Raw genomic sequence first — 24,390 nt, forward strand, 5'->3', positions numbered from 1 at the left:
CCGCCGCCAGCACCTCGGCCACTTCGGTTCACGGGCCCCGGCCTTCGCCGGGGTGACTCCCCTGGAGTTGCAGCGACACTCGACTTCCTAATTGAGTACGTACCCCTCACGTCAGCGATTTCCGGGCCAGTGAGGGCGCCATGCCGAACGTCTGCGTGTACCAGCGCGTGAAGGCCCCAAGCGAGGAATAGCCCAGCACGTCCGCAATGTCGGTCAGCCGCATCCGCGGATTGGCCAGATGCTGCTGCGCGAGCTGGGCGCGAATCCTTTCGAGCACGTCCGTGAAGCTCGTGCCGTCGGCGTCGAGGCCGCGCTGGAGCGTTCTCAGATTCATTCCCAGCGCGAGAGCGACCGACTTGATGGAGGCGCGGCTCGCCGGAAGCAGCATCAGGATCGCGTGCTCGACCTCCTGGGTCAAAGTGCGCCGGTCCGACGTCATGACCGATGCGATCAGAGTCCCCGCATGATGCGCAAGGGCGGGCTCCGCGCGCGGATTGGGCCGGTCGAGATCGGCCGGGTCGAGGACGAGGCCGTTGAGCTCGGCATCGAAATGGACCGGGCAGCCGAACAGCTGCCGGTAGACCTCCAGATCGCGCGATTCCGGACGCGAATAAGTGAAACAGACGCTCTCCGCGTGCCAGCCGGGTCCGAGCACCGATGCGCACATATGGGCCAGGACTCCCAAAGCGAGGTCGGAAGCCTGGCGCGAATAGACGGGCGGATCGAGCGCGAAATCCTCCCGCAGCACGACCGCGCCGGGCCGTTCGTCGATGCCGAGAACGAGCGTCGAGTTCATCCGGTGGCGGTTCTCGGCGAGGGTCGCCAGCGCAGCACGAAGCGTCGGCTGGTGGGCGATCAGCAGGCTGACCATGCCGAGATCGGCGAGGCTACGGCAGGCTGCCATGCGCAGCGCGAAGGTCTGGCAGGCCGACGCGGCCGCGCTGGATTCGAGCAGGGCGATCGCGCCCCGAGCGGGAATCACCTGCTCCGGGCTGAGGAGCATGGCGCGGCTGAGGCCCGCCGCTCGAAGATGCGGCAAAGGGTCGAGGCCAAGCTGCCCCGCAACGTCGAAATAGCCGGTCAGCGCAGCGACTCGCACGAGCTCAGCCATGATCAGTCCCTCCGAGCCTCCAAGCCAAGGTCATGAGATCGGAAATTAGTGTCATGAACGGTTAAATCCGAAACCGCAATCGGCGGTAATCCCGAGTTCCTGAGGAACGGGATGACGATGGCCACCGCAATTCGATTTCATGAAGCCGGCGGACCCGAGGTGCTCCGTGTTGAGCAGGTCGAGGTCGGCGCCCCCGGCCCCGGCGAGGTCCGCATCCGCCACGAGGCGGTGGGCCTCAACTTCGCCGATACCTATTTCCGAATGGGCTATTATCCGGTGCCGGTGCCGAATGGCATGGGCGTCGAGGGCGCGGGAGTCGTCGACTCGGTCGGCGAAGGCGTGAGCGATCTCGTCCCCGGCGACCGCGTGACCTATACCGGCAGCCCGCTCGGCGCCTATTCGACCGAGCGGGTCATGCCGGCCGCCAGCCTGATCAAGCTGCCCGACGAGATCGATTGCGAGACCGCCGCGGCGATGACCATGCGCGGCCTCACCGCCTCCTACCTTCTTTTGCGCATCTGTCCCTGGCTCAAGGCCGGCGACACCATCCTGCTCCACGCGGCCGCGGGGGGCGTCGGCCTGATCGTCTCCCAATGGGCGAAGATCCTCGGCCTTCGCGTCATCGGCACCGTCTCGAACGGAAAGAAGGCCGCGCTCGCCATGGCCCATGGCTGCGACGAGATCATCCTTTACGGCGACGAGGACGTCCCGGCCCGGGTCCGCGAAATGACCGGCGGCGAAGGCGTGCCGCTGGTGATCGACACGGTCGGCAAGGACACGTTCGAGGGGTCGCTCGCGTCTCTCAAGCGGCGGGGCCTCCTCGTCTGCGCGGGCACCTCCTCCGGACCAGTGCCCCCGATCGACGCGCTCCAGCTGGCGATGAAGGGCTCGCTCTACGTCACCCGGCCGGCGCTGGCCGACTATATCGCCGATCCGGCCGAGCGCGCCGACCTCGCGGGTCAGCTGTTCGATCATGTCGCCTCGGAGCGGATCCGGATCGAGATCAACCAGCGCTACCGGCTCGAGGACGCGGTCCAGGCCCATCGGGACATCGAGGCGCGCAAGACCACCGGCTCCTCGATCTTTGTAGTCTGACGAAGGAGGTTGCGTTGCGTGTCGAGCCTTTGACCGCCCATATCGGCGCCGAGCTTTTCGATGTCGACCTGGCCGAGGCGGCGCGTAACGATGATCTGTTCGGCGCGATCAAGGCCGAGCTTTTGAAGCACAAGGTTCTGTTCCTCCGCGACCAGGCGATCGAACGGACCGACCACGTCGCCTTCGCCCGCCGCTTCGGCGAACTGGAAAGCCATCCCATGGTCGGCAGCGATCCGGAGCATCCGGGCCTCGTCTGCATCTACAAGGATCTCGATTCCCCTCCCAACCATTTCGAGAATGCATGGCATTGCGATGCGACCTGGCGCGAGTGCCCGCCGATGGGCGCCGTGCTGCGCTACATCGAAGGGCCGAGCGTCGGGGGGGACACGATCTGGGCCAACATGACTCGGGCCTATGAAGAGTTGCCCGACCACATCAGTGCGACCATCCAGGACCTGAGGGCGCGCCATTCGATCGAAGCGACCTTTGGCGCCCGGCTGCCGATCGAGAAGCGTCTCGCGCTCAAGGCGCAATATCCGGATGCGGAACATCCTGTTGTCCGCACGCACCCGGAAACCGGCGAGAAGGTGCTGTTCGTCAGCGGCTTCACCACCCACTTCACCAATTTCCACACCAGCGACAACGTGCGCTACGGCCAGGATTTCGCGCCCGGCAGCGCCAACCTGCTCAGCTACCTGATCGGCCGCGCGGCGATCCCCGAATATCAGGTGCGCTGGCGCTGGCAGCCGAACAGCGTCGCCATCTGGGACAATCGCTGCACCCAGCATTACGCCGTGATGGATTACTGGCCCGCGGTCCGGAAGATGGAACGGGCCGGGATCATCGGTGATCGTCCCTATTAAATTCCCGATCTCACCCTCGTAGGAGGCAACACCAATGCAGTTTCTCGACGATTCCCTTCTCCCCGAGACCCAGGACAAGCTGGTCATCACCGTCGCCCCCTACGGGCCGGAATGGGAGATCTCCGATTTCCCCGAAGATCTTCCGCTGACGATGGAAGAGCACGTGCAGAAGGCGGTCGACTGCTACAATGCCGGCGCCACGGTGCTGCACATCCACGTCCGCGAGCTGGACGGCAAGGGCTCCAAGCGCCTTTCCAAGTTCAACGAATTGCTCGGCCTCATTCGCGCGCGACTTCCCGACATGATCCTTCAGGTCGGCGGCTCGATCTCCTTCGCGCCCGAGGGCGAGGGCGCCGAGGCCAAGTGGCTGTCGGACGACACCCGCCACATGCTCGCCGAACTGGAGCCCAAACCCGACCAGGTGACTATCGCCGTCAACACGTCGCAGTTCAACATCATGGACCTGATGAGCGCGGACGAATACAGCAAGACCAGCCTCGCCGATCCCGCGACCTATCGCGCCTATCGCGAGATGATCGTTCCGGCCGGCCCCGAGTGGGTGGAGGAGCACCTGCGCCGGCTGACCGGCGCCGGCATCCAGCCCCATTTCCAGCTGACCAAGATGCCCGATCTCGAGACGGTCGACCGGCTCGTCCGCCGCGGCCACTACAAGGGGCCGCTCAACCTCACCTGGATCGGCATCGGCGGCGGCTTCGACGGGCCCAATCCGAACAACTTCATGGAGTTCATTCGCCGCGCTCCGGACGGAGCGACGATCACCGCCGAATCGGTGATGCGCAACGTCCTCCCCATCAACGTCATGGCGATGGCGATGGGCATGCACACCCGCTGCGGCAACGAGGACACACTCTATGGCCCCGACGGCGGCAAGATCACCTCGGTCCAGCAGATCGAGCAGCTCGTCCGCATCGCCGGCGAGCTCGGCCGCGGGGTCGCGACGGCGAAGGAGGCCCGCGAAATCTACAAGATCGGAGTCCAGTACAACAGCGTCGAGGAGACTCTGGCGAAGAACGGCATGGCGCCGAACCGCGAGCGAGGGCAGCGGGGGCTGCCCGTGCGCTACGCGGCCTAGGGCGGAATGACCGCCATACCTCTCGAGCAAGCGGGCGCGGACCGGAGGGGCGAGCCCGCCCGTCCGGCCGCCTATGCCTGGGTGGTCTTCGCCCTCACCTTCGGCCTGCTCATCTCCGACTACATGGCCCGCCAGGTGCTGAACGCGGTCTTCCCGCTGCTCAAGGCGGAATGGGCGCTCAGCGACACCCAGCTCGGCGCGCTGAGCGGGGTCGTCGCTTTAACGGTCGGCCTGCTCACCTTCCCGCTGTCGCTTCTCGCCGACCGCTGGGGCTGGATCCGCTCGATCACGATGATGGCCATCCTGTGGAGCATCGCCACCCTCATCTGCGGCATGGCCAAATCCTACGAGGCGATGTTCGCCGGACGGCTGCTCGTCGGCATCGGCGAAGCCGCTTATGGCAGCGTCGGAATCGCCGTCGTCGTCAGCGTCTTTCCCAAGTCCATGCGCGCGACTCTCGCCGCCGCCTTCATGGCCGGCGGCCTGGTCGGGCAGGTGCTCGGCGTCGGGCTCGGCGGACATATCGCCGGGCTTTACGGCTGGCGGACCGCGTTCCTCGCCATCGCGCTCGCCGGCCTCGCCCTCGCCTTGATCTACCCGCTCGTCGTGCAGCAGCGGCGGACGGACGCTCTGGCCGAGCGCCTCGGCAACGCTCCCGGCATATCCGAAGGCGCGCGCCCCTCGCTCAAGCTCCTGTTTGCGAAGCGCGCCCTCGTCTGCGCCTATGTCGCAAGCGGCCTCCAACTCTATGTCGGCGGCGCGCTGCCGGCGTGGCTGCCGACCTATTTCCACGACTATTACGGTCTCGGCATCGCGGCGGCCGGCACGCGCGCGGCGCTGTTTCTGCTCGTGGGCGGGGCGGGCATGGTGCTGTGCGCCATGCTCAGCGACAGGCTGTCGAAGCGCCGGCCGACAGCCAAATACGAGCTCTCGATCTGCTGCAGCCTGATATGCGCCGGCGTGCTTGCGCTCGCCTTCGCTTTGCCCCCGGGGCCCCTGCAGCTCGCGGCGCTCGCGGCCGGAATGTTCTTCGCCGCGGCCACGAGCGGCCCCGCCGGTGCGATGGTCGCCAATCTGACGCCGCTGCGAATCCACGGCAGCGCCTTCGCCACCCTCACGGTCGCCAATAATGCGCTCGGCCTCGCTGCCGGGCCGATCCTCACCGGCCGGCTGGCCGACGCCTGGGGCTTGTCGGGAGCATTTGCAGTGCTGCCCATTCCCTGTATCGCCGCCGCGATCATCTTCTGGATCGGCCGGCGCTCTTATCCGGCCGACCTCGCCTCCAGCGCCGCGAGGGCCTGATGCCCATCTCCGCATTGCTCGAAAAGCCGCGCCGGCTGGCGCCGGGCCTCGTTGCCAGCCTGATCATCGCCGCAGCCGCGACCTTCCTCTCGCAGCATTATGGCGCGCCGGTGATGCTGTTCGCCCTGCTGCTCGGAATGGCGATGAACTTTCTTGGCGAGCAGGACAATTGCCGTCCCGGCCTCGATCTCGCCGGCAAGAGGCTGCTTCGCATCGGGGTCGCACTCCTGGGCTTCCGGATCACGCTCGGGCAGGTCGCGGCGCTCGGCGCCGGGCCGGTCTTCCTGGTCGTCGGCGCAGTCACTTTGACGATCGTCTTTTCGGTGCTCCTCGCCTGGGCGATGGGCTTCAACCGCCTGTTCGGGCTTCTCTCAGGCGGCGCGGTGGCGATCTGCGGCGCCTCGGCCGCGCTCGCTTTGTCGGCGGCGCTCCCGGCCCATCCGCTCAAGGAGCGCGCGACCCTGTTCACCATCGTCGGCGTGTCGACCCTCTCGACCCTGGCGATGATCCTCTATCCGACGATCGTCGCGCTCGCCGGCTTCGACGGAGTCCACGCCGGCATGTTCATCGGCGGAACGATCCACGACGTCGCCCAGGTCGTCGGCGCCGGCTACGGCATCTCGCCCGAGGCGGGCGACGCCGCGACCCTGGTCAAGCTGATGCGCGTGGCGATGCTGGTGCCGGCCGTGCTCGTCGCCGGCCTCGTCGCCAGACGCTACGGGGTGACTGAAACGGGCAAGCGCCCGCCTTTGCTGCCGGGCTTCGTCCTCGCCTTCGTCGCTTTGGTCGTCGTCGGCAGCTTCGCTCCGGTCCCGGACGGCCTTCGCGCCGCCGGATCCGCGCTGTCGGGCTGGTGCCTGGTCACGGCGATGGCCGCGATCGGCGTCAAGACCCGGCTCGGCGACGTGCTCGCGGTCGGCTTCAAGCCCGTCCTGCTGATGATCGCCGAGACGGCGTTCATCGCCCTCATCGTTTTCGCCGCGCTCTACGCCGGCCTCGTCTGATCCGGCCCGGGAGCAACATGGCCAACTATCGCGCGATCACCACGCTGTTCGTCCCCGGCCTTCGCGGCCACGTCGCCGAGCATTGGCAAACCCACATGGCCGCCCGGATCCCGGGATCGGTCACGGTTGAGCCGATTACGGAGAACGGGCTCAGCCGCGAGGCGCGCGTGGCCCAGCTCGATGCCGCGCTCCAGGCGATCGCGGGCGACGTCGTCATCGTCGCCCACAGCGCAGGCGTGCTGATGACCGCTTTCTGGGACATGGCGCCGACGCGCCGAATCCAGGGCGCGCTGCTCGTCACTCCGGCCGACGTCGAGGCGCCGCTGCCGGAAGGCTATCCCGCCTTCGCCGAGCTCGCCGCGGGCGGCTGGCTGCCGATCCCCCGCAGCCATCTTTCCTTCCCCGCGACAGTGATCGTCAGCCGCAACGACCCGCTGGCCGATTACGGGAAGGTCGCGGCTCTGGCCGAGGCTTGGGGCGCGGACCTTCACGACGCCGGCGAGGTCGGCCACCTCAACCCCGCCGCGGGCTACGGCCCTTGGCCCGAGGGCCTCGCGCTGTGGAACGGGATGATCTCGCGGATCGGGTGAGGTGGCTCGACCTGCTCTGCAGTTTAGCCCTACCCGCTCATCCTGAGTAGGGACTGAGCTTGGCGAAGGCCCGTGTCGAAGGACCGTCCTTCGAGACGCCGCTTCGACAGGCTCAGCGGCTCCTCAGGATGAGCGGGAGGGCCGTAAAAAACGAGGCCGCCATGTCCTTGGGGTGACATGGCGGCCTCTTTTTTCCCGACCCTGCACGGTCGGAGCCTGTAAAGCCGGCGGCACGCCCCCGCACCGCCGGCTCGGAGGCCGACAGCGGCCTCCGGCGGGAGTCGCGCCGCGTGCGGCCGCGGCGCGACTCCCGAGACTAGAAGCGAATCGTCCCGGAGACTCCGTAGGTGCGCGGATCGCTGTGCAGGCGGCGGACCGCCGTGCTTCCCGGGAAGACGCTGTTGCGAAGCCCGAGCGCAGAATCGAGCACCTGGTAGAGATCGCCGAGCGAATAGTTCGCGTTGGTCAGGTTATTGCCGAACAGCGAAACCGACCAGCGGTCATTGGCGCCGTTGAGCGTGAAGCGCGCGCCGAGCAGGGCGTAGCCGTCCTGAAGGGTCTGCGGGTTCGCATCGGTGACGAGGCCGATATACTGGTCCGAGATATAGGACAGGTTGCCGTTCACCGCCCAGGTCAGGCCGCTCGAACCCAGCTCGCCCGTCCAGTCGACCGCCAGGCGGCCCTGGAATTCCGGCGAGAAGGTCACCGGCTTTCCGGTCAGGTCCTGAGTCGCGCCGAGCCCCACGGCCGTGCAGGCCGCCGGGACCCCCGGACCGAGGATCGCGCAGCCCGGAAGGCCCGAAGCGTTGTGATAATCGGTGAAGCTCGAATCGAGATAGGCGAGCGAGCCGGTGAAGGTCAGGTTGCGGGTCGGCGCGGCGACGAGGTCGAGCTCGAAGCCCTGCTGGCGCAGATTGCCGGCGTTGCGGATGGTGAAGCTCGTGCCGTCGAACGCGCGGTCCTGGTAGCCGGCAATGTCCATCCGGTAGAGGGTGATGTTCGCGGTCAGCTTGTGGTCGAGCCACGTCGTTCGCGCGCCGAGCTCGTAATTGTCGACGGTCTCCTGGCCGAACAGGCGCTGGGTGGAGATGAGGTTGCCCGAGGGATCGAAGCGCGAAAGCGCCGGCGATCCCCCGCCCGAATTGTAGCCGCCCGATTTGTAGCCGGTCGAATAATTGGCGAAGAACATCATGTCCCGGTTCGGCTGCCAGTCGAGGCTGAAGCGGTAGGTGAAGCGTTCCTCGGAAAGATCGGGGAAGGTCAGCACCTCTGGCGCGCGGAAGGGCACGATGAACGGGTTGCTCACGCGCTCGGCGTAGGAGCCGCTCTTGTCGTCGCGGGTCCAGCGGCCCCCGGCCGTGAACGACACATAGTCGTTCAGGTGGAACGTCGCCTGGCTGTAGGCGGCGATGGATTCGACCGACTGGAAGACGTCCTGATCGGCCGCGTTGTGGCCCCCATTGGAGGCGAGGAAGCTGTTGCACGCCGTGCGGCCCGGGCCGGCCGCGACCAGCGCGTTGCAATATTGCGCGTTCATGTGGAGCTGCTCGTCGAGCCGGTAGTCCTCCGAAAAATAATAGAGGCCGGCGACCATGTCCAAATGGCCGTTCAGCCAGGTCCGGGTCGGCGAGACGAACTGAAGCTCGTGATTCTGGCTCTTCGAGCGGTAGTCGCCGGTGCGGGAGGCGATCGGCAACGGCGTGAAGATCACGTCGCCGTCGAGCTGGTCGTTGTCCCAGTCGCGGTAGGAATTGATCAGGCGGACGGTGCTTCCGTGAAGGTCGAGCGAGAGCGTGCTCGAAACGCCCCACTGCCGGTCGCTGAGGTCGGCGGTGACATATTGGTTGAGGAGCCGATCGTTGAGGTTGGTGTCCGGAAGCTGGCCGCCGAGGCGGGTCTGGAGCGCCGCGAGCGTGGCCGGGCTCACCGTGTTCGGATCGAAGTCCAGGTTGACGAAGCCGTCGCCCGACGAATGGTTGTAGTCGCCGCGGACGATCCATTCGACATTGCCGAAATCGGCGCGAAGGGTCGCCCGGAGCGCCTGCTCGTCGACTCCGCCATATTGATGGCCGTCGAGTCGGTTGGTCCAATAGCCGCCGAACCACTGGCTCATTCCGGCGACCCGAAGGGCGACATTGTCGGTGATGGGCACGTTCACGAAGCCCTCGGCCCGGTAGCGGTCGCCATTGGCGATCTCGCCGGTCAGCTGGGCGGCGAAGTGGTTCACCGGGGTGGCGGTATGGAGCGAGAGCGCCCCGACGCTGGCGTTCCGGCCGAACAAAGTGCCCTGCGGGCCGCGGAGTACCTCGACGCTCTGCATGTCCATCAGCGCGCCGACGATCGCGCCCGCGCGCGGCACGTAGATGCCGTCGACGAACACCGCGACGCTCGGCTCGATCGTCGTGTTGCCGGCGGCGCCGATGCCGCGGATGTTGAGGCGGAGGAAGGAGGATTGGACGCCCTTGGTCGCCTGGAAGTTCGGCGCGATCCGGCCGAGATCCTGGACGGTCACGACATTGGCCGCGGCGAGCGTGTCGCCGGAGAAAGCGGCGATCGAGATCGGCACGTCCTGGATATTCTCGGCGCGGCGCTGGGCGGTGACCGTGATCGTCGAATCGTCGCCGGCCTCGGCCGCGGGTTGGGCGGCCGCATCGGGCGCCGGCGCGGCGTCGTTCTGCGTCGCCTCGGCCTCGCCCGCCGCGCCGTCGCGGGCGTAAGCCGGCGCGGCCATCAGCGCCACCGAGAGCGCCATCGCACTGACAAAATTTACCGACCGAACCCGAGCAATCATGAACCTCTCCCCGCTATAAGCTTTCGGCGGGGAGCTTGGCGGCAGGGTGCCGATCCCATTGCGCATCTGATGCCAGCACTTTGGCATTTCGTGACAGGATGCCGCCGCCGGCGGGCGGGAAGGTTGGCCTGATCCATTTGGCCGTGACCTCTGGACACCTGCCTCCCGGCGAGTCACTCTGGCCCGTCAAAGTAGCGTCATGGGGCCGAGTCGCATCGCGACAAGTCAACGGCGGATACAGGTTCGTTCCGCTTTTTCGGGCTCGATCGGCTCTGCACGACGGGATTTCGATCGGGAGCGGCAGCACCAGCGCATTACAGCCTCTTTTCTCTCAGTTCTCGCGAGAAATGCGGGGTGCGCGCGCCTGATCGTCCAGAGCGGGAGGGATTCGACATGCCGACCTATATCACCGGGACCAATGGCGACGACACGATCAGCGGCGGCAACGGCGTCGACATCATCTACGGCGGCGGCGGCAACGACATCCTCTCGGGGGGCAACGGCGTCGATACGTTGTTCGGCGAGGACGGCAACGACCAGCTCTCCGGCGACAACGGAGCCGACCATCTCAACGGCGGCGCCGGGGACGACCTGATCGACGGCCTGCTCGGTTTCGACACCGCTTATTATTCCGGGGCGATCGGAGAATATTCTTTCTTCTCCGCGGCCGGCTATCTGCACATCCTGCATCTCGGCGGCGGCGGCGCCGACGGCCACGACCGGGTGAGAAACGTCGAGCGTCTGGTCTTCGCCGACCGGATCATCGACATCGGCAGCGGCAAGAACGCGCCGGTCGCCGGCGACGACCATGTCTTCATCGACGAGAACGCGGGCACCTACAGCAGCGGCGCGGCCAGCGTGAAGAACAATGATTTCGATTTCGACGGCGACCCGCTGACCGTGACCGGCGGCACCTTCACCGGCACCTATGGCACGCTGACGCTCAATTCGAACGGCACCTACAGCTATACTTTGTTCGCGTCGGACCAGGCGCTCGCCCAGGGCCAGAACGTCCAGGACAGCTTCAACTACGTCGTCACCGACAATGACGGCAGCGACACCGGCACGCTCGTGATCCACATCGCCGGGGTCAACGACGCCCCGACCGCCAATCCCGACGAGGCGACGGGCGGCGAGAACGAAATTATCCTGATCGACGTGCTCGCCAACGACAGCGACGTCGACAACGGCGCGATCCTCACAGTGACCGCCGCCTCCGCTCCGGCCGGCCAGGGCACCGCCTCGGTCGTCGGCAACCAGGTCCAGTTCGATCCGGGCACCGACTTCGACTATCTCGGCGAAGGCGAGAGCGCGGTCGTCACCGTCGAATATACTATCGAGGACGAGCATGGCGCCCAGTCGGTTTCGACGATCGAGATCACGGTCGAGGGCGAGGACGATCCGGGCGCGGTGATCGTCGGCACTCCCGATGACGATACGCTGACCGGCACTTCGGGCGACGACGTCATCACCGCGCTCGGCGGGAACGATGCCGTGTTCGCCCAGGGCGGCGCCGACCTCGTCGACGGCGGCGACGGCGACGACCTGCTGAACGGAGAGGCCGGCAACGACACCCTGCTCGGCCAGGCGGGCAATGACACCCTCGAGGGCGACAGCGGCAACGATCATCTGTCGGGCGGCGACGGCTTCGACTTCCTCAGCGGCGGGTCGGGCGACGATTTGGTCGAGGGCGGCAATGACAGCGACTTCCTGTCCGGCGGCGAGGGCAACGACCAGTTGCTCGGTCAGGCGGGCAGCGATTCCCAGTTCGGCGACGAAGGCGACGACGTTCTCTCGGGCGGCGACGGCGACGACAGCCTCAACGGCGGCGACGGCGACGACAGCCTCGACGGGGGCGACGGCGCCGATCTCCTGTTCGGCGGCCTCGGGACCAACAGCCTGACGGGCGGCCTCGGCGACGACGATATCACCGCCGATTCCTCCGAGGGCGCCCAGACGATCGACGGCGGCGGCGGCAACGACACGATCCGAGTCAATTACCGCTCGTCCGCCAGCACGATCGCCACCGGAAGTGGAATCGACGCGATCGAGATCCTCCACGCCGACGTCGGCGCCGCGGCGATCGTCATCACCGACTTCACCGCCGGCAGCGGCGGAGACGTCGTCCAGCTCGAGACCGGCGACGGCGCCCTGCTGAGCCTGCTCTCCGGCTGGGACGGAAGCACGAATCCGTTCGGTTCGGGCTTCCTGCGGCTGCAGCAGACCGGCGCCGACACCGTGCTCCAATGGGATCAGGACGGCGTCGCGGGCGGCGCGAATTGGGAGACGCTCGTCGTCTTCCAGAACACGACCGTGGGCGATTTCACCGGCGCGAACTTCGCGCCCGGCTATCCGCCCGACGGATCCGCTCCGGCGGGCCAGACGATCACCGGCACCGCCGGCGGCGAGACGCTGACCGGCACGATCGGCGACGACACGATCAATGCTCTCGGCGGCAATGACGTCGTCTTCGGGCGGGCGGGCAACGATGTCATTAATGGCGGAGACGGCTCGGATTTCCTCAACGGCGAGGCTGGAAACGATACAATCGACGGCGGTAACGGGGACGACCAGATCGACGGAGGCGCGGGCGACGACAGCCTGTCCGGCAGTGCCGGCAGCGACCAGATTTTAGGCCTGGCCGGGACGGACGATCTGTCGGGCGGCGACGGCTCCGACTACCTGGACGGCGGCGACGGCAACGACAGTCTCCAGGGCGGCAACGACCAGGACACCCTGTCGGGCGGGGCGGGCGACGATATTCTCGACGGGGGCGACGGCGACGATTTTCTGTTCGGCTCCACCGGGGTTAACAGCTTCGCCGGCGGTCTCGGGGACGACACCATCATCGCCGATTCTTCGGACGGCATCCAAACGATCGACGGCGGCGACGGCAACGACACGATCCGCCATTATTATCGTTACTCCGCCAGCACGATTACGACTGGAAGCGGCAGCGACACGATCGAGCTCTCTTATGCGAATCTTGGCCTGGCAGCGATAATCGTCAGCGATTTCACGACCGGCGGAGGCGGCGACACGTTCCGGCTCGAAGGCTACGAGGGCGCCCTTCTGGACCAGCTTTCCGGGTGGGACGGCAGTTCCAATCCGTTCGGGTCGGGCTTTCTCCGGCTTCTTCAAACCGGCTCCGACACCTGGCTGCAATGGGACCAGGACGGGGCGGCCGGCGGAGCGAATTGGGAAACGCTGATCGTCTTCCAGAACACCACCGCCGGGGACTTCACGGAGGCGAATTTCTTGCCCGCTTATCCTCCCGGCGGCGGCGTTCCGCCGGGGGAGACGATTGTCGGCACCGCCGATGACGACGTGCTGGTCGGTACCGTAGGCGGCGACACGATCGATGGGCTCGGCGGCGCGGACTCGGTGTTCGGTCAGGCTGGCGACGACCTCATTCATGGCGGCGACGGCTTCGACAATCTGAACGGCGGCGACGGCAACGACGTCATCGAGGGCGGCAATGATGACGATGCCTTGTCCGGGGGCGAGGGCGATGACCAGTTGTCCGGTCAAGCCGGAAACGATTTCCTTTTCGGGGAAAATGGCAACGACCAACTGACGGGGGGAGACGGTCAGGACAATCTCAGCGGCGATGCGGGCAACGACGTCCTTGCCGCCGGACTGGAAGACGACATCTTGTCGGGCGGCGATGGGGACGACAGCCTCGACGGCGGCGACGGCAGCGACTCCCTCGCGGGCGGCGACGGCTCGGACATTCTGACCGGCGGCGCGGGCGTCGACTTCTTCAACTTCGATTTCCCTTCGAACGGCCCGGACGAGATCACCGACTTCCTCAGCGGAACCGATCTGATCCGTGTTTCGGCAAGCGGCTTCGGCGGGGGCTTGAGCGAAGGCGGCGGCGTATCGCTTGTCTCCGGGTCGGATCCGACAGCATCGGGCGCGACGGGGCAATTCCTCTATGACATTGATGACGGGCGTTTGCTTTGGGACGAGGACGGAACGGGAGGAGGCGCCGCCGTGCTGGTGGCGACGCTCAGCAGCGTTCCGCCGCTGGCGGCTACCGACTTCCTCATCATGTCGTAGGTCGCTGCCTTCCCGCCAGCCGCGCGCCTCGGCTTGGCGCAAGGGCGGCCTCGTCTACCGGCGCACCTGGATCCGGTCGGCGGGCGCCAGCTCGATCTCCTGGCAATTGTCGCCAGCACCGCAACGATCGACGACGAGGAAATCGCTATCGGCGTCAAGGACCAGCAGGAAATGGTGCCAGACGCCCTTGCCATAGTGGACCCCCTGGTGCCCTTCCGCCCGGAACAGGCGGATGGCGGCGGGGTCGAAATCGCCTGGCGGCGCCACTGCGACCAGATAGGGCCGGCCGCTCAGCGGGACGAAGCTCTGGCTCCCCAACGGGTGGCGCTCGAACGTCTTGAGCACCGGCTCGGCGAGCGGCCTGGCGCGGAACAGGCTGATCGCGCCGGTGCCGCCACCGTCCGCGACGTCGATCTCGGCGAGCCGGTCGTAGCGCACCGCATGGCCCTGGTTGATGTCCAGCTTCACCCCCGCGTCCGACGCCTCGATCACGCGGCCGAAAGGCGCGAAGGCCTCGGCGGTCAACGGCTCGGGGTTTAGCTCGCGCATCTTTCTCCCTTGTGCACCGCACGGCTCCGTTTCATCCTGCCCTGCTTGATAGGCGGTGCATTTGACTGAGACCAGCTACCCACGCGACCTGACCGGCTACGGCCGGATGCCGCCGCATGCCGCGTGGCCGGGCGGCGCGCGCATCGCGATCCAGTGCGTGCTCAATTATGAGGAGGGCGCCGAGGCCAATATTCTCGACGGCGATCCTTCCTCGGAGGTGTTCCTGTCGGACATTCCCAATGCGGCGCCCGTGGCTGGGGCGCGGCACATGAGCATGGAGCAGATCTACGAATATGGTGCGCGCGCCGGGGTGTGGCGGCTGCTTCGGCTGTTCGAGCGCTACGATCTTCCGCTCACCGTGTTCGGCGTGGCGCTGGCGATGCAGCGCAATCCGGCGGTCGTGGACGCCTTCCTGGAGGCCGGGCACGAGATCGCCTCGCACGGCTGGCGGTGGATCAACTACCAATATGTGCCGGAGGCCGAGGAGCGCGCGGACATGGAGCGGGCGATCGAGGTCCACCGGGAGCTGACCGGCGAGCGCCCGCTCGGCTGGTATACTGGCCGGACCAGCCCCAACACGCGGCGGCTGGTCGCCGAGGAGGGCGGCTTCCTCTACGATGCCGACGATTATTCGGACGATCTGCCCTTCTGGACGAAGGCGGCGGGAAGGAGCCAGCTGATCGTCCCCTATTCGCTGGAAACCAACGACATGCGCTTCGCCAGCGCGAACATGCACACCGGCGACCAGTTCTTCGAATATCTGCGCGATTCGTTCGACGTGCTTTACGCGGAAGGCGAGGAGCGGCCGAAGATGATGTCGGTGGGGCTCCACTGCCGGCTCGCCGGGCGCCCGGGCAAGCTTGCCGGGCTGGAGAGGTTCCTGAAGCACGCGCTCGGCCACAAGGACGTGTGGTTCTGCCGGCGAATCGAGATCGCCCGCCACTGGCGGGAGGCGCACCCCGATGAATCCTGATACGCCCGCCGGAGGCTCGATGACTCAGCTGCGCCAGCTTTACGTCGACCTCGCCCAGCCCCGGCTCGGGGCCGAGGTCGTCTTCGCGACCGACGATTTCTTCGCCGACAAGGCACGCCTGATCGATCCGGCCGAGCCCGTCTTCATCCCCGGCAAATATGACGAGAACGGCAAGTGGATGGACGGCTGGGAGAGCCGCCGCAAGCGCGTGCCGGGCCACGATTGGTGCGTCGTCCGCCTCGGCGTTCCCGGGATCGTCGCCGGTTTCGAGATCGATACCAGGCATTTCACCGGCAATTATCCGCCGTTCGCGGAGGTCGAGGTCTGCCGGAGCGACGAGCAAGTACCCGCGGACGATGCGGGCTGGACCAGAGTCACCGAACGGCTGCCGCTCCAGGGCGATCATCGCACCTATTTCCCGATCTGGTATGAACAGCCAGTGACGCACGTCCGGCTGCACATTTTCCCGGACGGGGGAGTGGCCCGGCTTCGCGTCTGGGGAGCGGTGGCCAAGGATTGGTCGAGAGTCGGCGCGGACGAGAGGCTGGACCTGCTGGCGATGGAAAATGGCGGGCGCGGAATCATCGCCAACGACGAGCATTACGGCCGGGTCGAGAACCTCACCGCCCCGGGCCGAGGAGCGAACATGGGCGACGGCTGGGAGACGAGGCGGCGGCGCCAGCCCGGGCACGACTGGGCGGTGCTGAAGCTCGGCGCAGCGGGTCGGATCGAGGAGGTCGTCGTCGATACCGCCCACTTCAAGGGCAATTATCCGGACCGCTGCTTCCTCCAGGCGGCCGCGCAGGCGGCCGGATCGCCGGAGGAGATCGCGGCGCAATCGGAAAGCTGGCCGCTGCTCTTGCCCGAAGTGAAGCTGGAGGCCGACAAGGTGCACGTCTTCCGCGACGGCCTCGCCGATCTCGGCGCAATTCGCTTCGTCCGGCTGAACATCGTCCCCGACGGCGGGGTCAGCCGGCTCCGGCTGATCGGGCGGGTCGAGCGATGACCGCCTTGTTCGAACATTCCCCGTGGGTGGAGGCGCGCGCCGACGCCCGCCCCTCCTCCGGCGACCGGCATGCCGACCTCATGGCCGTCGTCCGCGAGGCGGCGCCGGAGGAGCAACTGGCCCTGATCCGGGCCCATCCCGAGCTTGCGGGCAAGGCGGCGATCGACGGCGCCCTTACCGAAGCGAGCGCCGCCGAGCAGGCCAGCGCCGGGCTCGACCGGCTCACGCCCGCCGAGTTCGAGCGCTTCCACGCGCTCAACGCCGCCTACGCGCAAAAATTCGGCTTTCCGTTCATCATCTGCGTTCGGCTGACCGACAAAGCGGGCATCCTCGCCGCGATGGAGCGCCGCCTCGCCAACGACCGCGAGACCGAGATCGAGGCGGCGATCGAGCAGGTCGGCGAGATCGTCCGCCTCCGCCTGGAGACAATCGCATGACCAGCCTCAGCACCCATGTGCTCGACACGATGCACGGCCGGCCCGCGGGGGGCATGAATGTGGCGCTGAGCGGTCCGGCCGGCGAGATCGCGCGCGGCGCCACCAACGCCGACGGGCGCTGCCCCGATCTGGCGCATGGCGGGCTCCCGCCGGGGCGCTACACGCTGCGCTTCGCCGTCGCCGACTATTTCCGGAGCCTCGGCCTCGCCCTCGCCGATCCGCCCTTCCTCGACGAAGTCGCGGTGGACTTCGGCGTCGCGGCGGACGGCGGCCACTATCACGTGCCCCTGCTCGTCTCGCCTTTCGCTTACTCCACCTACCGGGGCAGCTGATCGATGGCGATCGACTGGTCCGAATGGCTGAACCTGGCGCTCAGGTGGCTTCACCTGGTCACCGGGATCGCCTGGATCGGCTCGTCCTTCTATTTCGTCTGGCTCGACAATCACCTGAAGAAGCCGACCGCCGGCGAGGCCTCGGGCGAGCTCTGGTCGGTGCATGGCGGCGGCTTCTACCACAACCAGAAATACCAGGTGGCGCCGACGGCGATGCCGGACGAATTGCACTGGTTCAAATGGGAGGCCTATTTCACCTGGATCAGCGGCTTCTCGCTGCTCGTCCTGATCTATTATGTCGGCGCGCAGAGCTTCCTCGTAGATCCGGCCAAGGCGGCGCTGAGCCCGGCTTTGGGCATCGGCATCGGCCTCGCTTCGCTGGCGCTCGGCTGGCTGGTCTATGACGCCCTGTGCCGATCGCCGGTGGGATCGAACAATCTTGCGCTCGGCCTCGTCTGGTTCGTCTGCCTGCTGTTCGCGGCCTCGCTGCTCGACAGCCTGTTCAATTCCCGCGCGGCCTATCTGCACGTCGGGGCGATCGTCGGCTCGGTGATGGTCGCCAACGTCTTCTTCATCATCATCCCGAACCAGAAGAAGGTCGTCGCCGACCTGGTCGCCGGCCGCACGCCCGATCCGGCGCTTGGGGCGGCCGCCAAGCAGCGCTCGCTGCACAACAATTATATGACCCTGCCGGTCTTGTTCATCATGATCAGCAATCACTATCCGATGACCTATGGCGCCCAGAGGCCGTGGCTCGTCCTCGCCCTGCTCGGCCTCACCGGAGTTGCGATCCGCCACGTCTTCAACCTGCGCGGTCGGGGAAGGCCGACGCCGGCGGCGATCGCCGTGGCCGCGGTTCTTGCGCTCGCCAGCGTGACTTACGTCACCTGGGAGAAGAGCGCCCTCACGCCCGCCACCGGCCCGGCCGGCACTTTCGCCGAGATCCAGCCGGTCCTCGCCACCCACTGCGCATCGTGCCACAACGTCCCGAACCCGCCGCGCGGCGTGGCGCTCGACAGCTACGAGCATGTTCGCGCGGCCTCGGCGCGGATCAAGGCGATGGCGGTCGATACGCAGGTGATGCCCTTGGGCAATCCCACCCACATGACTCCCGCCGAGCGGCAGCGGCTTGGCGCGTGGATCGCCGCGGGGACCCCGCGATGATCCGCTTCCTCCTCGACGGCGCGGTGATCGAGGTCGAAGAGACCGATCCGACCGTCACCGTCCTCGACTATCTGCGCTACACGCTGCGCCGCACCGGCACCAAGGAAGGCTGCGCGGAGGGCGATTGCGGGGCCTGCACCGTGCTGGTCGGGGAGCTCGACGGCGGCGCGGTCCGCTGGCGCGCCCTCAACGCCTGCATCCTCTTCCTGCCGATGATCGACGGCAAGGCGCTGAAGACGGTCGAGAGCCTGTCGCAAGGCGGCGCGCTTCACCCCGTTCAGCGGGCGATGGCCGACGGCCACGGCTCGCAATGCGGCTTCTGCACCCCGGGCTTCGTCATGTCGCTTTATGGGCGGAGCATTGGCGCGCTCGGCACCGAAGGGACTCCAGTCAAGGACGTCATCGCCGGCAATCTCTGCCGCTGCACCGGCTACGGCCCTATCCTGGAGGCGGGCGAGGCGAACCCCCCGGGGCTCGCCGACGACGGAGACGTCGCCGCCCTGCTCCGCGCGCTCGCCCCCGCTTTCGGCCATCCGGCCAGCGCCGACGAGCTTGCCGACCTCCTCGTCGCGCATCCGGAGACCCGCATCGTCGCAGGGGCGACCGATGTCGGCCTGTGGGTGACCAAGGGCCTGCGGGATCTCGGTCGCGTCGTCTTCATCGGCGACATCGCCGATTTGAGGATCATCGAGGAGAGCCCCGAGGGTCTCAGGCTCGGCGCGGGGGTCCGCTATTCCGAGGCGAAGGACGCGCTCGCCCGCCTCCACCCAGACCTCGGCGAGCTGGTCCGCCGGATCGGCGGCCTCCAGGTCCGCAACGCGGGCACGATCGGCGGCAATATCGCCAACGGCTCCCCGATCGGCGACATGCCCCCGGCGCTGATCGCGCTCGGCGCCGAGCTCGTGCTGCGCCGGGGCGACGAGCGCCGAACCATGCCGCTCGAGAAATTCTTCCTCGCCTACGGCAAGCAGGACCGCGCGCCGGGCGAGTTCGTCGAGAGCGTCCGCATTCCCCGCCCCGCGCCTTCCACCCGCATTCTCGTCCGCAAGCTCTCGAAGCGCTTCGACAGCGACATCTCCGCCTTGTGCGGCGCCTTCGCCATCAGGGTTGAGAATGGCGGGATCGTCGAGGCGCGGATCGCCTTCGGCGGCATGGCCGGGATCCCCGCGCGCGCTCCGGCCTGCGAGGCGGCGCTGGCCGGAAGGCCCTGGTCCGAGGAGACCATCGAAGCCGCGGCGGGAGCGCTGGCGCAGGATTACCGGCCGCTCAGCGACCTTCGCGGCTCGGCCGAATATCGCCTCGCCGCCGCCGCCAACCTGCTTCGCGGCCTGTGGCTCGAGCCCGAAAGCCTCGCCGATGCCTGAGGTCGCCCGCCCGCTTCGCCACGACAGCGCCGAGGGCCATGTCTCCGGCGGCGCGCGCTATGTCGACGATCTGCCCGAGGCGCCCGGAACGCTGCATCTCGCCTTCGGCCTCGCGGCCGACGGCCACGCAAGGCTCGCCGGGCTCGACCTCGCCGAAGTCCGCGCCGCGCCGGGCGTGGTCGCGGTCTTCACCGCCGCCGACATTCCGGGCGAGAACAATGTCGGTCCGGTGTTTCACGACGACAAGCTCTTCGCGGAAGGGGAGATCCTCTATCCGGGCCAGCCCTTGTTCGTCGTCGCGGCGGAGAGCAATCGGGCCGCCCGCGCCGCGGCAAGACTGGCGAAGGTCCAGGCCGAGCCGCTCCCCGCCCAGGTCACGATCGCGGAGGCGCGGGAGGAGTTCGAGCCGCCGCAGAGAATGGTCCGCGGGGACGCCGGGGAAGCGCTCGTATCGGCGCCGCACCGCCTCCAGGGCCGCGTCGAGATGGGCGGGCAGGAGCATTTCTACCTCGAAGGCCAAGCCGCGCTGGCGACGCCGGGCGAGGCCGGGCAGCTCCATGTCGTCAGCTCGACCCAGCATCCGAGCGAGGTCCAGCACCTGATCGCGGCGCTGCTCGGCCTCCGCAGCGCGGACGTGACGGTCGAGGTCCGCCGGATGGGCGGCGCGTTCGGCGGCAAGGAGACCCAGGCCGCCGCCTACGCCGCTGCCTGCGCCCTCGTCGCCGCCAAGACCGGCCGGCCGGCCAAGATCCGCGCCGACCGCGACGACGACATGGCGATGACCGGCAAGCGCCACGATTTCCTCGCCGACTACGACGTCGGCTTCGACGGCGAGGGCCGGATCGAGGGCATCCGCATCGACCTCGCCTCGCGTTGCGGCGCCACCGTCGACCTCAGCCTGGCGATCAACGACCGGGCGATGTTCCACGCCGACAATTGCTATTACCTGCCCGCGGTCGAGATCGTCTCCCGCCGCTTCAAGACCCACACCGTCTCGAACACCGCCTTCCGGGGCTTCGGCGGACCGCAGGGGATGATGGCGATCGAGCGGGTGATGGACGCCATCGCGGCGCATCTCGGCCTCGATCCGCTCGCCGTCCGCCGGGCCAATCTCTACGGCCCCGGCCGCGACGTCACGCCCTATCACATGACGGTCGAGGACAATGTCGTCCCCGACATCATGGCCGAGTTGGCGGAGAGCGCCGGCTATGAAGCGCGGCGCGAGGCGGTCGCGGCGTTCAATGCCCGGCATCGAATCCTCAAGAAGGGCCTTGCCCTCACCCCGGTCAAGTTCGGGATCAGCTTCACCACCACCCATCTCAACCAGGCCGGCGCTCTGGTCCTGGTCTATGCCGACGGCTCGATCCACCTCAACCATGGTGGAACCGAGATGGGGCAGGGGTTGATGATCAAGGTCGCCCAGGTGGTGGCGGACGTGTTCGGCGTGCCGATCGACGCCGTGAAGGTCAGCGCGACGCGAACCGACAAGGTCCCGAACACGTCGGCAACGGCGGCCTCCTCGGGCTCGGACCTCAACGGCATGGCGGCGAAGAACGCGGCCGAGACGATCAAGGCGCGCCTCGACGCCTTCGCCGCCACCGACCCGGACTCCGCGAACTGGACCTTCCCCGAGCTTTGCCGCCGCGCCCATCTCGCCCGCATTTCGCTCGCGGCGAGCGGCTATTACGTGACGCCCAAGATCCACTACGACCGCGCCACGCACCGCGGGCGCCCGTTCCTCTATTTCGCTTACGGCGCTGCGCTCAGCGAGGTGGTGATCGACACGCTCACCGGTGAGCACCGCGTGGTCGCGGTCGACATCCTCCACGACGTCGGCCGCTCGCTCAACCCGGCGATCGACCTGGGCCAGATCGAAGGCGGCTTCATCCAGGGCATGGGCTGGCTGACCATTGAGGAGCTGGTGTTCGACGATCGCGGCCGGCTGCTCACCCACGCCCCCTCGACCTACAAGATCCCGACCGCCGGAGACCGCCCGTCGCATATGGACATCCGCATCTTCGAGCGCGGCGAGAATGTCGAGGAGACGATCCAACGCTCCAAGGCGGTCGGCGAACCGCCCTTGATGCTGGCCATCTCGGTCTTCTCGGCTTTGACGCAAGCGGTGGCCGCCGCCGCGCCCGGCAAGGGGCTGCCGAAGCTCGACGCGCCGGCCACGCCCGAACGCATCCTCGCCGCGATAGGCGAGCTCCGAGCACGCGATGGGTGATTGGACCGCACACGCCCGCCAGGCGCTGCGCGAAGGCCCCGCGGCGCTGGTCACCATCCTCGCCGTCGAGGGCTCCGCGCCGCGCGGGCCGGGGGCGCGGATGGTGGTGACGGAGAAGGGCCTGAAGGGCTCGATTGGCGGCGGCAAGCTCGAATATCAGGCGACCGAGCAGGCACGGGCGATCCTTGCGCATCCGCCGGGCAGCTGGCGGGTGCAGGATTATCCGCTCGGGCCGCTGCTCGGCCAATGCTGCGGCGGGAGGGTTCGGCTGCTGGTCGAGCGGCTGGAGAGCGTGCCCAATGGCGACGGCCCGTTCGAGGTCATTCTGTCGGATCGCCTCGAGCGCACCCTGTTCCCCGGCGAAGGCCGGGGCCCAGGCCAGGACGAAGTCCTGGACCCCGGCCTTCGCCGGGGAACAGTAAGTGCCAGAGGTCCGCTCCCTGCGGCCGGCGCCCGTTTCGTGGAAATCGCCGAGACCGAGACCCTTCCCGTCTTCCTCTTCGGCGCCGGCCACGTCGGCCGAGCCATCGGCGCCCGCGCCGCCGGCCTGCCGCTCGCTCTCGCCTGGTATGACAGCCGGCCCGAAATGGCGCAGACCGCAGGCGTGGTCCTCGCCGGCGAAGAGGAGATGACCGCCCAGGCTGCCGCGGCGGGGGAGGATGCGGCGATCGTCATCCTCACCCACGATCACGGCCTCGACTACCGCCTCACCGCGGCGGCGCTCGCCGGCCGCGCGCGCTTCGTCGGCCTGATCGGCTCGAAGACCAAGCGCGCCCGTTTCCTTTCGCGCCTCGCGGTCGACGGCGTCGATACCGCACGCCTCACCTGTCCGATCGGGCTGCCGGGCATAAGCGGGCGGGAGCCGGAGGTGATCGCGATTGCCGTCCTCGCCCAACTGCTCATGCTGAGAGACGCCGAATGAAAGCCTTTCGCGGCGAGATATTGAGCGTTCCCGAGGATCCTGCGACCGCCGGGGCCGAGGCGGTTCGCCATTTCGAGGACGGTCTGCTGGTGGTCGAGGAAGGCTTCGTCCTCGCCTGCGGGCCTCATGCCGAACTTGCCGGGACCTTCGCCAGCGTGCCCGCCGAGCGGCTGGAAGGCCTGGTCGTCCCCGGCTTCGTCGACGCGCACGTCCATTATCCGCAGATCGAATGCATCGCCTCGCACGGCGAGCAGCTGATGCAGTGGCTCGAGCGCCATATCTTTCCGGCCGAGAAGGGGTTCGCTGACCGCGCGCACGCGGATTCCGTCGCGGCCTTCTTCCTCGACGAGTTGCTTCGCCACGGCACCACCAGCGCGCTCGTCTTCGCCACCGTCCATGCCGGCTCGGTCGATGCCCTGTTCGAGGCCGCGCTGGCGCGCGACATGCGGATCGTCTCGGGCAAGGTGCTGATGGACCTGGGGCCGGAGGGGCTTCGCGACAGCGTGGCCTCGGGCCGCGCCGACACCGAGGCGCTGATCGCCCGGTGGCGCGGGCGCGGGCGGCTCGGCTATGCGGTCACCCCACGCTTCGTTCCCACGTCCAGCGAGGGACAGCTCGCCGACGCCGGCGCGCTGGTCGCCACACATCCCGACGTGCTGATGCACACGCATCTTTCCGAGAATCAGGGGGAGATCGCGCACGTCGCCGAACGCTTCCCCGACGCCGCCGATTATCTCGACGTCTACGACCGCTTCGGCCTGGTCGGCCCGCGCTCGGTCTTCGCCCATTGCGTCCACATGAGCGAGAGGGCGCTGTCGCGCATGGCCGAGGCGGGCGCCGGCATCGCCTTCTGCCCGACGAGCAACATGTTCCTCGGCTCCGGCCTGTTCGACCTCGATCAGGCCGACCGCCACGGCGTCCGCATCGGCATCGGCACGGATATCGGCGCGGGAACGACGCTTTCCATCCTTCACACGCTCGGCGAGGCCTACCGGACCTGCCAACTGAGGGGCGCGAGCCTCGATCCCTTCCGCGCGCTCCATCTCGCCACCGCGGGCGGCGCACGGGTGATGGGCATCGCGACCCGCGTCGGCGCGCTGCTTCCGGGCCAGGAGGCCGATTTCGTCGTTCTGGACGAACGCTGCACGCCTCTGCTCGCCCGCCGCTGCGCGGGCGCCTCGCTCCACGACCGGCTGTTCGCGCTTCAGGTGCTGGGCGACGACCGCGCCGTCGCCGCCACCTATTTGCGCGGCCGCCGCGCTTATGGGAGGGAGGCGCGATGAAAATCCTCTTCTTCGGCCGCCTCGCGGACAGCCTCGGGCGCGAGCTGGAGCTGGACGTTCCCGAGACCGGCTGCACCGTCGCCGAGCTTCGGGGCCGTCTTGCCGGCGCGGTGTCCAGCCCGGGGGTGCGCGCCTGCATCGACCGGGTGATCGTCGCCGACAGCGCCCGGGTGCTGCCGCATCACGAAGTCGCCTTCGTTCCGCCTCTGTCGGGGGGCTGAG

General features: G+C 67.9%; 20 protein-coding genes. 17 read left to right on the forward strand and 3 right to left on the reverse strand.

The genetic code is table 11. The annotated features are described in order from the left end of the window. Positions 1 to 106 precede the first annotated feature (106 nt). Positions 107 to 1,111 carry an AraC family transcriptional regulator gene (locus tag E6G92_09055; GenBank protein ID TMJ19893.1) on the reverse strand — a complete coding sequence of 335 codons (1,005 nt, stop codon included), beginning with the start codon at positions 1,109 to 1,111 and terminating at the stop codon, positions 107 to 109. 117 nt (positions 1,112 to 1,228) lie between these two features. Here E6G92_09055 and E6G92_09060 point away from each other — a divergent pair, with 117 nt between their 5' ends. From E6G92_09060 to E6G92_09085, 6 genes are read left to right on the forward strand one after another with little or no spacing between them, the layout of a single operon-like run. Continuing rightward, positions 1,229 to 2,206, forward strand: a complete 978-nt coding sequence (locus E6G92_09060; GenBank protein ID TMJ19894.1) for a quinone oxidoreductase — start codon at positions 1,229 to 1,231, stop codon at positions 2,204 to 2,206. A gap of 14 nt (positions 2,207 to 2,220) precedes the next feature. After that, positions 2,221 to 3,069 carry a taurine dioxygenase gene (locus E6G92_09065; protein TMJ19895.1) on the forward strand — a complete coding sequence of 283 codons (849 nt, stop codon included), beginning with the start codon at positions 2,221 to 2,223 and terminating at the stop codon, positions 3,067 to 3,069. A gap of 34 nt (positions 3,070 to 3,103) precedes the next feature. Further along, a complete protein-coding gene (locus E6G92_09070; protein ID TMJ19896.1) occupies positions 3,104 to 4,162 on the forward strand; it encodes a 3-keto-5-aminohexanoate cleavage protein in 1,059 nt (352 codons plus the stop codon). Between the two features lie 6 nt (positions 4,163 to 4,168). Next, positions 4,169 to 5,464, forward strand: a complete 1,296-nt coding sequence (locus tag E6G92_09075) for an MFS transporter (protein ID TMJ19897.1) — start codon at positions 4,169 to 4,171, stop codon at positions 5,462 to 5,464. Then, a complete protein-coding gene (locus tag E6G92_09080) occupies positions 5,464 to 6,468 on the forward strand; it encodes a putative sulfate exporter family transporter (protein TMJ19898.1) in 1,005 nt (334 codons plus the stop codon). The genes E6G92_09075 and E6G92_09080 overlap by 1 nt, the downstream gene beginning before the upstream one ends. 17 nt (positions 6,469 to 6,485) lie before the next feature. Beyond that, entirely contained in the window at positions 6,486 to 7,058 is a 573-nt protein-coding gene (locus E6G92_09085) for an alpha/beta hydrolase (GenBank protein ID TMJ19899.1), read from the forward strand. A 316-nt stretch (positions 7,059 to 7,374) separates the two neighbouring features. Here E6G92_09085 and E6G92_09090 read toward each other — a convergent pair whose 3' ends face one another. Then, the gene (locus E6G92_09090) at positions 7,375 to 9,936 is read right to left on the reverse strand and encodes a TonB-dependent receptor (protein TMJ19900.1); all 2,562 of its coding nucleotides are present in this window, start codon (positions 9,934 to 9,936) and stop codon (positions 7,375 to 7,377) included. Positions 9,937 to 10,242: 306 nt separating this feature from the next. Between E6G92_09090 and E6G92_09095 the strand changes: the two genes are divergently transcribed. Next, positions 10,243 to 13,911 carry a calcium-binding protein gene (locus E6G92_09095; protein TMJ19901.1) on the forward strand — a complete coding sequence of 1,223 codons (3,669 nt, stop codon included), beginning with the start codon at positions 10,243 to 10,245 and terminating at the stop codon, positions 13,909 to 13,911. Between the two features lie 54 nt (positions 13,912 to 13,965). Here E6G92_09095 and E6G92_09100 read toward each other — a convergent pair whose 3' ends face one another. Then, a complete protein-coding gene (locus E6G92_09100; GenBank protein TMJ19902.1) occupies positions 13,966 to 14,460 on the reverse strand; it encodes an ureidoglycolate lyase in 495 nt (164 codons plus the stop codon). A 106-nt stretch (positions 14,461 to 14,566) separates the two neighbouring features. Here E6G92_09100 and puuE point away from each other — a divergent pair, with 106 nt between their 5' ends. From puuE to E6G92_09150, 10 genes are read left to right on the forward strand one after another with little or no spacing between them, the layout of a single operon-like run. Continuing rightward, the gene (puuE, locus tag E6G92_09105; GenBank protein TMJ20772.1) at positions 14,567 to 15,433 is read left to right on the forward strand and encodes an allantoinase PuuE; all 867 of its coding nucleotides are present in this window, start codon (positions 14,567 to 14,569) and stop codon (positions 15,431 to 15,433) included. Between the two features lie 19 nt (positions 15,434 to 15,452). Next, complete coding sequence (gene alc / locus E6G92_09110) at positions 15,453 to 16,439, forward strand: allantoicase (GenBank protein ID TMJ20773.1); 987 nt, start codon at positions 15,453 to 15,455, stop codon at positions 16,437 to 16,439. Further along, a complete protein-coding gene (uraD, locus tag E6G92_09115) occupies positions 16,436 to 16,876 on the forward strand; it encodes a 2-oxo-4-hydroxy-4-carboxy-5-ureidoimidazoline decarboxylase (GenBank protein ID TMJ19903.1) in 441 nt (146 codons plus the stop codon). Before alc ends, uraD begins: the two co-directional genes overlap by 4 nt. Beyond that, positions 16,873 to 17,208 (forward strand): hydroxyisourate hydrolase, encoded by a 336-nt coding sequence (uraH, locus tag E6G92_09120; GenBank protein ID TMJ19904.1) that lies wholly within the window; start codon positions 16,873 to 16,875, stop codon positions 17,206 to 17,208. The genes uraD and uraH overlap by 4 nt, the downstream gene beginning before the upstream one ends. A gap of 3 nt (positions 17,209 to 17,211) precedes the next feature. After that, a complete protein-coding gene (locus E6G92_09125) occupies positions 17,212 to 18,372 on the forward strand; it encodes a urate hydroxylase PuuD (protein ID TMJ19905.1) in 1,161 nt (386 codons plus the stop codon). Then, entirely contained in the window at positions 18,369 to 19,736 is a 1,368-nt protein-coding gene (gene xdhA, locus E6G92_09130; protein ID TMJ19906.1) for a xanthine dehydrogenase small subunit, read from the forward strand. The genes E6G92_09125 and xdhA overlap by 4 nt, the downstream gene beginning before the upstream one ends. Next, entirely contained in the window at positions 19,729 to 21,963 is a 2,235-nt protein-coding gene (xdhB, locus tag E6G92_09135) for a xanthine dehydrogenase molybdopterin binding subunit (GenBank protein ID TMJ19907.1), read from the forward strand. Before xdhA ends, xdhB begins: the two co-directional genes overlap by 8 nt. Next, positions 21,956 to 22,885: a xanthine dehydrogenase accessory protein XdhC gene (gene xdhC, locus E6G92_09140; protein ID TMJ19908.1), complete on the forward strand. Its 930-nt coding sequence runs from the start codon at positions 21,956 to 21,958 to the stop codon at positions 22,883 to 22,885. The genes xdhB and xdhC overlap by 8 nt, the downstream gene beginning before the upstream one ends. Further along, on the forward strand, positions 22,882 to 24,168 hold the full coding sequence (guaD, locus tag E6G92_09145; protein ID TMJ19909.1) for a guanine deaminase: 1,287 nt from the start codon (positions 22,882 to 22,884) through the stop codon (positions 24,166 to 24,168). Before xdhC ends, guaD begins: the two co-directional genes overlap by 4 nt. Continuing rightward, a complete protein-coding gene (locus E6G92_09150; protein TMJ19910.1) occupies positions 24,165 to 24,389 on the forward strand; it encodes a MoaD/ThiS family protein in 225 nt (74 codons plus the stop codon). The genes guaD and E6G92_09150 overlap by 4 nt, the downstream gene beginning before the upstream one ends. Position 24,390: the final 1 nt, after the last annotated feature.

It is taken from the genome of Alphaproteobacteria bacterium (assembly GCA_005883305.1).
Lineage (GTDB): Bacteria > Pseudomonadota > Alphaproteobacteria > Sphingomonadales > Sphingomonadaceae > Allosphingosinicella.

What these genes read in the sequence shown, in the direction of transcription:
- xdhA (TMJ19906.1), top strand. Translation starts at nt 18,369, where the DNA reads ATGATCCGCTTCCTCCTCGACGGCGCGGTGATCGAGGTCGAAGAGACC.
- E6G92_09070 (TMJ19896.1), top strand. Translation starts at nt 3,104, where the DNA reads ATGCAGTTTCTCGACGATTCCCTTCTCCCCGAGACCCAGGACAAGCTG.
- E6G92_09090 (TMJ19900.1), bottom strand. Translation starts at nt 9,936, where the DNA reads ATGCCAAAGTGCTGGCATCAGATGCGCAATGGGATCGGCACCCTGCCG.
- xdhB (TMJ19907.1), top strand. Translation starts at nt 19,729, where the DNA reads ATGCCTGAGGTCGCCCGCCCGCTTCGCCACGACAGCGCCGAGGGCCAT.
- E6G92_09075 (TMJ19897.1), top strand. Translation starts at nt 4,169, where the DNA reads ATGACCGCCATACCTCTCGAGCAAGCGGGCGCGGACCGGAGGGGCGAG.
- E6G92_09055 (TMJ19893.1), bottom strand. Translation starts at nt 1,111, where the DNA reads ATGGCTGAGCTCGTGCGAGTCGCTGCGCTGACCGGCTATTTCGACGTT.
- E6G92_09150 (TMJ19910.1), top strand. Translation starts at nt 24,165, where the DNA reads ATGAAAATCCTCTTCTTCGGCCGCCTCGCGGACAGCCTCGGGCGCGAG.
- puuE (TMJ20772.1), top strand. Translation starts at nt 14,567, where the DNA reads ATGCCGCCGCATGCCGCGTGGCCGGGCGGCGCGCGCATCGCGATCCAG.
- E6G92_09060 (TMJ19894.1), top strand. Translation starts at nt 1,229, where the DNA reads ATGGCCACCGCAATTCGATTTCATGAAGCCGGCGGACCCGAGGTGCTC.
- E6G92_09125 (TMJ19905.1), top strand. Translation starts at nt 17,212, where the DNA reads ATGGCGATCGACTGGTCCGAATGGCTGAACCTGGCGCTCAGGTGGCTT.
- uraH (TMJ19904.1), top strand. Translation starts at nt 16,873, where the DNA reads ATGACCAGCCTCAGCACCCATGTGCTCGACACGATGCACGGCCGGCCC.
- E6G92_09085 (TMJ19899.1), top strand. Translation starts at nt 6,486, where the DNA reads ATGGCCAACTATCGCGCGATCACCACGCTGTTCGTCCCCGGCCTTCGC.
- uraD (TMJ19903.1), top strand. Translation starts at nt 16,436, where the DNA reads ATGACCGCCTTGTTCGAACATTCCCCGTGGGTGGAGGCGCGCGCCGAC.
- xdhC (TMJ19908.1), top strand. Translation starts at nt 21,956, where the DNA reads ATGGGTGATTGGACCGCACACGCCCGCCAGGCGCTGCGCGAAGGCCCC.
- E6G92_09080 (TMJ19898.1), top strand. Translation starts at nt 5,464, where the DNA reads ATGCCCATCTCCGCATTGCTCGAAAAGCCGCGCCGGCTGGCGCCGGGC.
- E6G92_09095 (TMJ19901.1), top strand. Translation starts at nt 10,243, where the DNA reads ATGCCGACCTATATCACCGGGACCAATGGCGACGACACGATCAGCGGC.
- guaD (TMJ19909.1), top strand. Translation starts at nt 22,882, where the DNA reads ATGAAAGCCTTTCGCGGCGAGATATTGAGCGTTCCCGAGGATCCTGCG.
- E6G92_09100 (TMJ19902.1), bottom strand. Translation starts at nt 14,460, where the DNA reads ATGCGCGAGCTAAACCCCGAGCCGTTGACCGCCGAGGCCTTCGCGCCT.
- alc (TMJ20773.1), top strand. Translation starts at nt 15,453, where the DNA reads ATGACTCAGCTGCGCCAGCTTTACGTCGACCTCGCCCAGCCCCGGCTC.